An 8,398-nucleotide genomic window follows, 5' to 3' on the forward strand; every position below is an offset into this window, starting at 1 on the left:
CCTTAGGGGTGAATGCCATGGATTTTTTGAGAAAATATTGGCAAGATGCAGGAGGCATCATTGGAGTGGCTGTATGTATTGTTTTGCTTATGAATTCAGCCATCTTATCGGATCTATCAGGCATACTGTGGTTAAGCTTTGTGGCTATTTTGTTTCACCAATTTGAAGAATACCGCTGGCCCGGATATTTTGCGGGTTTATTTAACAATGTTTTGTTTAAAAGTGAAGCCCCGGATCATTACCCCTTGAACACTCAATCAGCGATGATCATTAATGTGGCAATTGCCTATGTATTTTATCTACTCCCCGTCTGGTTTCCCCACGTAATCTGGCTTGGACTCGCACCTGTTTTGATGGGATTTTTTCAGGTCATCTGGCACGGAATTGTTGTCAATCTCAAAGCAAAAACTGTATATAATCCCGGTTTGTGTACGGCAGTTCTCCTGCATGTCCCTGTCGGAATCTGGTATATCCATGAAATTGTAAAGCGAGACATTCCTACGGCAATAGACTGGATTGCAGGCACAATCTACTTTGTTTTTGCTATATACATTTTTATTGTGAAAGGGAATATATGGTTGAAGAAGAGTGACTCCCCTTACGCCTTTTCTAAACAACAGCTAGGCGCTTACGATCGCAGGTAGGATGTATTAGAAATTTATAACGCTATTGTTTACAAGTTGGATACAAGTAGAGGTATTCTCGAAACGAGGTTCAGTTACACTTGGTTTGTACTCAAGAACAAGGAAAGAGTGATCTCATAATGAAACCTATACATCAATCTCGCAATCGTAAAAAGTTAGCTTGCAAGCTAGTCACTACCAGCGCTTTATTAGCAATCGGTTTTGCTGTAATGACAGGATGCGGCAATAGTGGAGAAGCAAGCTCAATTGCTCCATCTACAACAAAATCAGCCACACCATCTGCCAGTAATTCAACAGATCAGAATACAGACATCAATGCAAATGAGCAAGATACTCCCAATAACAAGACGAATACAGATATCAGTAAGCCTAGTGCGGATGCAGAAAATTCCAAGAATACTGGAAAAAAGTCTGATCAAGGTTTAACCTCGACACAGCAGAAACCTGCTAGTAGTACAGCCACACCTGACAGTAAACACGGCTCCGCGACTGCTATAATGAGCGTAGCCAAGCAGGGGACGTTGCCTCATCTGCCTAAAGGTCTTGGTCTAGGAACGAGCAGCGATCTGTTGTTCGAGCTATGGGGGGAATCCGATTCTGGTTCTACAGGCCCTATGAGAAGTTACGCTAAATATCATACAGATCTCATACTGGATGGAAGTGACAAAGTTACAGAAATTACTTCTTACGATCCACAATATAAGAAGTTGCTTATTAAACATGTTATTAGCGAACTAGGCCAGCCCACAGAAACAATTGACACCTCTAAAGACACATCCGGCACAGCAGAAGCTAATTATACGATCAACAACACGTCAGATCTTAGTTATTATTTAGTATTTTCTTATCAAACCAAAACGCAAAAGGTCAATTATGTTCGGTTTTACTTTAACACGATGACGCCATAATGGAGTGTGCCAAAAGAGTCGTTTCCATCATGATTAGGGAGGCGACTTTTCTGGTTCATTGCATTTTTAGAGTGTGACATTTATACTATTTAGTAATTGATTAATCACTACTAGGAAAATGTGATAAACAAAGGATGAGAAAATATGGCTAAAGCTACATCAACATCAATAAATCGCCAAAAGGAAATCATATCTGCTGCTATCGAAGTCTTTGCGGAAATGGGTTACTACCGAGCTACAACAGCCAAAGTTGCGGAACGGGCGAATATTTCTCAGCCCTATGTTTTCCGCTTTTTTGCTACCAAGGAAGCTTTGCTTATTGAAGCGTTGAAGGTTTCATTTGCACGCATCATAGACTCTTTTCACCAGGTTATTCATTCGGCTTCGTCTGAGCAGTTAGAGCAAGAACTGATTGCAGCCTATTCGCAAATTATGATGGACTATCGCAATGAAATACTCTTACAAATGCAGGCGCAGACGATCCGTGAGGATGTAATTGTAAGTGTTATGCAGCAAGGATTTCGTGAAATTCATACGACAGTTTATAACGCTTTCCGGCAGGCAGATATCGAACATGCGATGGAAAAAACGATGCTTTTTCTGGCCAGAGGAATGCTATGTAATATTTCGATGTCGCTGGATCTACCAGAACTGATGAAAATAGACGATTAATTTTATGTATGCAGTAGAGTCGCGCTTTTGTGCGGCTTTTTTTGTTTGCTTTTAGTTAGTACAAGGCATAAATTCGTTAGTTTCTGAGCGAAAGAAGCTAACTAGGTTGACAAGGGAAGTGAGTCTCGTTATTCTAATACCCATAGGGGTATATGTATTAGGGGATTTTGCTAAACTAATCCCCCTCAAAAAACAGGCGGAGGTTATAGAATGTCATCAACTAACAATATCCAAGCAGATCATATTCTTGATTGCAAAGGGCTAGCTTGTCCTATGCCTATTGTAAAAACAAAAAAGGCTATGAATGACCTCGTTCCCGGAAAGATTATGGAGGTTCAAGCGACTGACAAAGGTTCATTAGCCGATTTTCAGAGCTGGGCTAAAAACACTGGACATCAATATTTGGGCACTCTCCAAGAAGGAGATGTCATGCGACATTATTTACGCAAAGCAAATCCGGCTGAAGTGAAGAAGGAGCAAATATTTTCTTCTACGATAAGCCATGAAGAGCTACAAGCAAAATGTTCTTTAAAAGAGAACTTCATTTTGCTCGATGTTCGTGAACCCGCCGAATTCGCGCTTAAACAGATCCCTGGATCTAAACATATCCCTCTTGGCGAACTGGAGAGCAGACTCGCTGAGCTGAATCTGGAAGATGAAATCGCAGTGATCTGCCAAGCTGGAGCACGCAGTGAAAGGGCCTGCCGCTTGTTGGCAGACAAAGGAGCTAAAAACGTCAAATCTGTGCTTTCAGGCATATCCGACTGGGCAGGAGAAACAATGGGGAGCGATTCTATATGAGTACAGCAGCAGAAACTTATGCAGAGAATCAAGAGCAAGCTCAGCCCAAAACAACGATTATATTATTCAGCGGCGAGCTGGATAAGGCACTTGCTGCATTCATTATTGCGAATGGAGCGGCGGCATATGATCATGAAGTAACTATTTTCTTTACATTTTGGGGACTAAATATATTGCGTAAGGATGAACTCATACGCTCCAATAAAGGAATGCTCGAAAAAGCCTTTGGCTGGATCATGCCTCGTGGACCCAAAAAGCTTGGGCTATCCAAAATGAATTTTGCCGGACTCGGTCCACAGATGATCAAGCATGTCATGAAAAAGCACAATGCGCTTTCCTTGCCGCAGCTTATAGAGTTGGCACGAGAGCAGGGCATCAAGCTCGTTGCTTGTACCATGACAATGGATCTATTAGGACTGCAGCAAGCAGAGCTAATAGATGGTCTGGAGTATGCTGGAGTGGCCGCCTACTTGGGGGATGCTTCACAGGGGAAGGTGAATCTATTTATTTAGGGTATTCTATTTACTTTTTTGGTTTATAATATACCTATACGTGTATATGGTAAGTCAGAAAAGGAGTGCATTACTTATGGATTACAATTACAGTGATGAACTGAAAACGCGCTTGAGGAGGATTGAGGGCCAGGTGCGTGGGGTGCTTCGTTTAATGGATGAGGGAAAGTCGTGCAAGGATGTAGTCAGCCAGCTATCAGCTGTACGCAACGCATCAGATAAAGCAATAGCCCAAATTGTAGCAGAAAATCTGCAACGTTGTATATTGGAAGAGCGAGAAGCTGGAGGAGATACAGATAAGCTGGTTAAAGAAGCAATTCAGCTGCTGGTGAAAAGTAGATAATTATGTGAATACACGAAAACAAAGAATATATAATAGCCGTAATTAAAAAAGTTCGCTGCCTATATCTGGCGGCGGGCTTTTTTTCGGACAACTTTAGGAATGGAATAAGCCTCTGTTTATACAGAAGTATACGAGTGTAAATAACCCATAAGAGAAATAACTTCTTTCGGAGGGTATATGTATGGAGGTATTTGTCACAATTGGTGTCAAATTGATCATCAGCTTTTTTGGCCTATGGCTTATTACTTTTATTACAGGTCGAAAAACACTCAGCCAGTTAACACCGCTCGATTTTCTGACCTCATTGGTATTAAGCGAAATTGTAGGGAATACGTTATATGACGATAAGGTGACGATCTGGCATCTTTTGTTTGCTCTAGCACTATGGTGCGCGCTGGCCTACTTTTTCGAGAAAGCGACGACCCATTTTGTGAAATTTGGATATATGGCAGAAGGTCGAACAGTGCTGCTCGTAGATAAAGGGCAGGTTAATCAAAAAATGCTGGAGAAATATGATATAGAATTTACACAGCTACTCTCCATGCTACGCCAGCAAAATATTTTTTCTCTGCGTGAGGTCTGGTACGCCACTCTAGAGACGAACGGCTCATTGTCAGTCATGCGCAAACCCGAATACGAGCCACCTGCTGCTCAGGATATGGGAATAGTTGCACAGCCTGACCTTTTTTCTGTTACTGTCATTGATAAGGGAAGGTTGCTAAATGAATCTATGCGTGGGAAGTCAATCGATATTGAACAGATTAAAGTAAAGGTGCGAGAGCAGGGATATGATAGTATCGACGAGATTGCCTATGCAGAGTTCAGCGGGGATGGGACACTTCACATCGTGCCGATGAAATAGAAAAAGCACAATAAAAGAGGCTGAATACTTGAATGATAGACATACTATAGTTCAGCGCTTCTTACCGTGTATGGTGTAGCTGCTGAGATAGAGGCATAACTTCGGAGTATTGAACTACCGTATCCTTATGAAGAGGACTGTTTATTTGTCTTTTTTCTTTTTTTGATGACAATAACCACAAATAGTAACAAAGGGAGGAAGATTTGAAAAATAGGAAACCAGGAATTAATTATAATTTTTCGACCGATTACCATGTGATGCGTATAGTTAGGGGACAAAAAAGAAAGACCATAAATAAGTGCTGCAAGGGGAAGAATCCATTTTTTAAATCCGACTCCGGTTATTTTTTCTAGTCCTATCACAGCACCATTAAAAAATAAAGACATTTTGATGATCAAGCCAAGAAAAAGAAGCAAGGTGAAAAGGGCATCCATTCGTTCGAACACGTCTGCTAATTCAATCAACTGAACGGCTTCCAAAAGAGGAAGTGTGCTATTTGCGGCGATCTTGGGTCCGAGAACAAAAATTTCCAATTGATTAACAAATGTTAGAGCAAGTGCGGTCATGATATAGGCAAAGGAAACGGGTTTTGTGAGATTCCGCCCTTTATGTGCAAGCGGATAAAATACAAGAAATAACACAGTTTGTCCGAATGGAAAGGAGATCACCTCAGGAATAGCGGCTTTAAATATGGGTTTCCATCCTTCCTCTAAAACCGGAAGGGAATTTTCCAAGTGAAAGAGACCAGTTGTCGGAATTAATATACTAATTATGGCGTATCCAAGTACAAAAAAAGGGAAAAGAAACAAGCAAAATAAGAACAATGCTTTGTAGCCGTAACGAACAGTGTTGGATACAACCACGATTGTGATCAAGATGATGATCCACAAGGGTGTTTGACGGAGCAAAGTCATTACTGTCACCTCGCCTAAATCGCGTATGTTCCGAGAAGCTTCATATGTAAAATACATCACAAAGAGTAAGTTGATGAGTGTACCCACATATTTCCCAGTGTAACGGCGAAACAACATGAACAAATCTAATTCAGGATATTGATGGTGAATTGCAAGATGGAGCATTAGCAGAAGTAGTCCTGCTAATGCTCCTATCAACATAACTAACCAAGCATCTTGCTTTGCTTCAGCCCCCATTAAAAACAAAGTTGTACTTCCAACTTCAAACAAAGACATACAAATAATCAGCTCGGATACTCGAATTGTATTTTGACGCATTACTTCAATTCACCTCTCCCTGTTTATTTCATTTCAACAGTTCGTTAAAAGATTTTTCGAATAATCCTGGACGCGCAAGCTTCATTTTTACATCTATTTTTATATCCATGTTTGCTAACTCCCTAGGCCACGTCTCTTTTATCTTTTTCCAGTCTTTTGGATACTTGTGATGAATTTTATTTCCAATACCAATAAGGTCGATATTCTTTTGCTGTAAGGCTTTCCAGCTTTCCTGAATTTGCAATTTGATTATTTCCGCTGCTTGCATCTGCAATTGATGTATACTTTGCATATCTTTCATTTCTCTTTGCGAAGAGGCTGACAGAAGATCACCGGTAGCTTTAACGTCAACGTTTAGGTAATAATGATTTAAATTCTTGATTGGCGTAACCTTAACCTTGGCTTTCCGGATGAGGAAAGCGGACGTAACATTCCCATCCACATAGTTTACAGTGGTATTTTTAATCTGGTTGTTTAACCATGAAACCCCTATACTTTCCTTTTCATTTAGGAAGCCGACTCTCTTGTCTTTCTGAAAAAGGCTTAAGCCTGATAACTTGAGTTTACTTTTAGCGGAGGTTTCCTTGAAAACATCAACAGAGTCTAGTTTCTCCGGCTCGGAACCCTCAAGAGATATTTCTGGAACTCCGGCTGCACCACTATCGGAGCTAATTTTCGAAATAAATTCATACATGGATATTGCGGGGTAAATCGATCCTAATTTGCTATCTCTTTCTATAATCTTTTCTAAAGCTTGACCAGGAATTTTCTCTGGTGGTACAAGCTTTCTCAAAAAATCACGAGCCTCTCCGTTGGCAATGAATACTTTTACAGTTTCTCGTGAATCAAGGTTGCGGAGGTAAATATCAATAATCTCTTCAATGCCTTGTTCTGCTGCTTTTTTTCCAATAACGAGTATATTATTTTGGGCGAAATATAGTTTACGTGGGTATTCCAGGCTACTCTTCATAACGGTCTCTCTCAATGTTTTTCCATGTGTAGAAAAGGTATGTACAGCGCTTTGCGATGCCCCGGTGGAAGAACCACCTGATCCAGTCGTCATGGCTGATGGAATTATAATTTGATAGGTATTGATCCAGTCGCCTTTATGTCCATCAATTCCAGTTGCTGTTGTGATGGCTAATTCGTTCAATTCTGTACGATCTACGCACCCTGTAAGTAATAATCCTGCAATAAACAGAACATAACTAACTCTTAATTGCCGCACCATTGATCTCTCCTATTTTTGGGTATCAGACTTGTCATTATTTTTGATTTCATCCGAACTAGCAGGGTATTGGTGAGCTGCCTGTCTTGTCTGGTTATGTCCTGTTTTTTCGCTAGGTCTGGTTTTCATAGCCCACCACGGAGCTCTGATGATAAGGTCCTTCATATTAGATTTAAAGGTGGGGCTGTAGGGCACAAAATAATCAACTCCGAATGATTTGAGAGATACAAGATGAACAAGAAGGGGGATAATTCCTATCAAAATACCGAATAAGCCCAGAGCCCCTGCCAGTAGCATAAGTGCAAAACGCAACAACCTGACTGCTGAAGCCATACCAAAATACGGGATGACAAAGTTCGATATAGCAGTGAAGGCTACAACGATAACCATTGCACCTGAGACCAGTCCGGCTTGCACCGCTGCCTGCCCGATAACCAAAGCTCCTACAATGGAGACGGCTGGTCCGATGACCCGTGGCATTCGCACACCTGCTTCACGAATCACTTCAAACATCAATTCCATCATTAAAGCTTCCAATAATGCAGGAAAAGGAGTTCCTTCCCGTTGAGCCATCAGCGTAATTAACAGCGTGGTGGGGATCATTTCCTGTTGGAAAGTCGTCAAGGCTATAAATAGAGAGGGAAGCAACAATGAGACTAGAAAAGATACCACACGAAGAGCCCTTAAAAAAGTTGAAATGTCATATCTCTGGTAGTAGTCTTCGGCCGTTTGAAAGAAATTAAAGAAGGTTACAGGTGCAATCAGAGCGAATGGTGTCCCATCAACCAGAACAGCTACTTGTCCGTCTAAAAGGCTACCTGCGACTGCATCCGGACGCTCTGAGTTTAGCATGGTGGGAAAGAGACTAAGTGGTTCATCCTGTATAAATTCTTCGATATAGCCACTTTCAAGTATGCTGTCTGTATCAATAATTTGAAGCCGTTTTGTAATTTCCTGTATTACTTCTGGATTAGCGACATTTTCAATGTAAGCTAACATGACTTTGGTTTGTGTATATCGCCCAATAATATGACTATCAAATTTAAGGTCAGGTGTCCGCAATTTTCTTCTGATCAGTGTGATGTTGGTTGAGATATCCTCCGTAAATCCTTCTTTAGGACCCCGCACTACGGTTTGAGTACTGGGTTCCTGAATAGCTCGTCTTACTCCGCCGCCGATGGAAACTGCCAGGGCAT

General features: G+C 41.2%; 10 protein-coding genes (1 of these 10 only partly in view). 7 read left to right on the forward strand and 3 right to left on the reverse strand.

Annotation, left to right across the window (positions count from 1 at the left end; translation table 11 throughout):
- The first annotated feature begins 17 nt into the window (after positions 1-17).
- The 7 genes from ACH59B_RS12050 to ACH59B_RS12080 all read left to right on the forward strand — a co-directional run bounded on the left by ACH59B_RS12050 (position 18) and on the right by ACH59B_RS12080 (position 4,742).
- Positions 18-644, forward strand: coding sequence for an HXXEE domain-containing protein (locus ACH59B_RS12050; RefSeq protein WP_016819038.1), 627 nt, complete (start codon positions 18-20; stop codon positions 642-644).
- Between the two features lie 119 nt (positions 645-763).
- Positions 764-1,552, forward strand: coding sequence for a DUF4309 domain-containing protein (locus ACH59B_RS12055; RefSeq protein WP_102997279.1), 789 nt, complete (start codon positions 764-766; stop codon positions 1,550-1,552).
- A gap of 144 nt (positions 1,553-1,696) precedes the next feature.
- Entirely contained in the window at positions 1,697-2,224 is a 528-nt protein-coding gene (locus tag ACH59B_RS12060; protein ID WP_016819040.1) for a TetR/AcrR family transcriptional regulator, read from the forward strand.
- 210 nt (positions 2,225-2,434) lie between these two features.
- Entirely contained in the window at positions 2,435-3,025 is a 591-nt protein-coding gene (locus tag ACH59B_RS12065; RefSeq protein WP_102997278.1) for a sulfurtransferase TusA family protein, read from the forward strand.
- The gene (locus ACH59B_RS12070; protein ID WP_031463503.1) at positions 3,022-3,537 is read left to right on the forward strand and encodes a DsrE/DsrF/DrsH-like family protein; all 516 of its coding nucleotides are present in this window, start codon (positions 3,022-3,024) and stop codon (positions 3,535-3,537) included. Before ACH59B_RS12065 ends, ACH59B_RS12070 begins: the two co-directional genes overlap by 4 nt.
- 76 nt (positions 3,538-3,613) lie before the next feature.
- A complete protein-coding gene (locus ACH59B_RS12075) occupies positions 3,614-3,880 on the forward strand; it encodes a metal-sensitive transcriptional regulator (RefSeq protein ID WP_016819043.1) in 267 nt (88 codons plus the stop codon).
- Positions 3,881-4,061: 181 nt separating this feature from the next.
- The gene (locus ACH59B_RS12080) at positions 4,062-4,742 is read left to right on the forward strand and encodes a DUF421 domain-containing protein (protein WP_039277265.1); all 681 of its coding nucleotides are present in this window, start codon (positions 4,062-4,064) and stop codon (positions 4,740-4,742) included.
- Positions 4,743-4,867: 125 nt separating this feature from the next.
- Here ACH59B_RS12080 and ACH59B_RS12085 read toward each other — a convergent pair whose 3' ends face one another.
- The 3 genes in view from ACH59B_RS12085 to ACH59B_RS12095 are tightly spaced (at most 28 nt apart) and all read right to left on the reverse strand, a layout consistent with a single transcriptional unit that may run on beyond the window.
- On the reverse strand, positions 4,868-5,974 hold the full coding sequence (locus ACH59B_RS12085; protein ID WP_039277267.1) for a GerAB/ArcD/ProY family transporter: 1,107 nt from the start codon (positions 5,972-5,974) through the stop codon (positions 4,868-4,870).
- A 28-nt stretch (positions 5,975-6,002) separates the two neighbouring features.
- A complete protein-coding gene (locus tag ACH59B_RS12090) occupies positions 6,003-7,205 on the reverse strand; it encodes a Ger(x)C family spore germination protein (RefSeq protein WP_404303852.1) in 1,203 nt (400 codons plus the stop codon).
- A 9-nt stretch (positions 7,206-7,214) separates the two neighbouring features.
- On the reverse strand, positions 7,215-8,398 hold the 3' portion of the coding sequence (locus ACH59B_RS12095; protein WP_404303854.1) for a spore germination protein. It continues 436 nt past the right edge of the window; the window shows 1,184 of its 1,620 coding nt (coding positions 437-1,620); the start codon falls outside the window, past its right edge; the stop codon is at positions 7,215-7,217.

Source organism: Paenibacillus sp. DP01 (assembly GCF_044784315.1).
Classification (GTDB): domain Bacteria; phylum Bacillota; class Bacilli; order Paenibacillales; family Paenibacillaceae; genus Paenibacillus; species Paenibacillus polymyxa.

What these genes read in the sequence shown, in the direction of transcription:
- ACH59B_RS12050 (WP_016819038.1), top strand. Translation starts at nt 18, where the DNA reads ATGGATTTTTTGAGAAAATATTGGCAAGATGCAGGAGGCATCATTGGA.
- ACH59B_RS12055 (WP_102997279.1), top strand. Translation starts at nt 764, where the DNA reads ATGAAACCTATACATCAATCTCGCAATCGTAAAAAGTTAGCTTGCAAG.
- ACH59B_RS12060 (WP_016819040.1), top strand. Translation starts at nt 1,697, where the DNA reads ATGGCTAAAGCTACATCAACATCAATAAATCGCCAAAAGGAAATCATA.
- ACH59B_RS12065 (WP_102997278.1), top strand. Translation starts at nt 2,435, where the DNA reads ATGTCATCAACTAACAATATCCAAGCAGATCATATTCTTGATTGCAAA.
- ACH59B_RS12070 (WP_031463503.1), top strand. Translation starts at nt 3,022, where the DNA reads ATGAGTACAGCAGCAGAAACTTATGCAGAGAATCAAGAGCAAGCTCAG.
- ACH59B_RS12075 (WP_016819043.1), top strand. Translation starts at nt 3,614, where the DNA reads ATGGATTACAATTACAGTGATGAACTGAAAACGCGCTTGAGGAGGATT.
- ACH59B_RS12080 (WP_039277265.1), top strand. Translation starts at nt 4,062, where the DNA reads ATGGAGGTATTTGTCACAATTGGTGTCAAATTGATCATCAGCTTTTTT.
- ACH59B_RS12085 (WP_039277267.1), bottom strand. Translation starts at nt 5,974, where the DNA reads ATGCGTCAAAATACAATTCGAGTATCCGAGCTGATTATTTGTATGTCT.
- ACH59B_RS12090 (WP_404303852.1), bottom strand. Translation starts at nt 7,205, where the DNA reads ATGGTGCGGCAATTAAGAGTTAGTTATGTTCTGTTTATTGCAGGATTA.